Raw genomic sequence first — 731 nt, 5'->3', positions numbered from 1 at the left:
GTAATACCGAAACAATTACGAGAACTTGGACTGCTACTGATGCTTGTGGTAACACAAGTACGGCTACGCAAACCATTTCTGTTGTGGATACGACTGGTCCTGAATTAACAGTTCCAGAAAATGTAACTATAGAATGTACAGAGGACACAAGTACTGCAGCAAATGGAGTGGCTACGGCTACTGATACTTGTAGTGCAACTCCTAGTATAGTATTTAATGATGTTATTACTAACGGAGATTGTCCTAACAACTTTACAATTACACGTACTTGGATTGCTACAGACGATTGTGGTAATGAAACTTCTGCAGATCAAATTATTACTGTGGTTGATACTACAGCACCAACATTAGCTGACGGTATAGACTTTGATACTAATATCTCTGTAATCTGCGATGCAATTCCTGAAGCTCCTGCTTTAGAATTTGTGGACAACTGTTCTACAGATTTAAATATTAGTTTTACAGAAAACTCTACACAAGGTAATGGATCTGGAGATTTTGAAATTGTAAGAACTTGGATTGTGGATGATGGTTGTGGTAATGAAGAAACTTTTACTCAAGTGGTTGAAGTTAGTGTAAATACATTCTCACCAATAGATCAAATATTTTGTATAAGTGATGATGTAGATTTCAATCTATTCTCTGCACTTACTGGAGATGTAGATACAAGTGGTACATGGACGGTGTCTTCTGGTAATGCAACTATAGTTAATGGTAGTTTCTTTAATCCA

Annotated in this window: 1 protein-coding gene; it reads left to right on the top strand. The window is 36.5% G+C overall.

The genetic code is table 11. The features are described 5' to 3' along the window. Window positions 1-731: HYR-like domain-containing protein (locus tag K8Z87_RS13825; protein ID WP_456119785.1), on the top strand; the 731-nt coding region annotated here is incomplete at both ends.

Origin of the sequence: Winogradskyella immobilis (assembly GCF_021887715.1) — a bacterium.
GTDB classification, from domain to species: domain Bacteria; phylum Bacteroidota; class Bacteroidia; order Flavobacteriales; family Flavobacteriaceae; genus Winogradskyella; species Winogradskyella immobilis.
The sequence above is the reverse complement of the archived record's forward strand: the minus strand, read 5'-3'. Positions and strand labels throughout refer to the sequence as shown.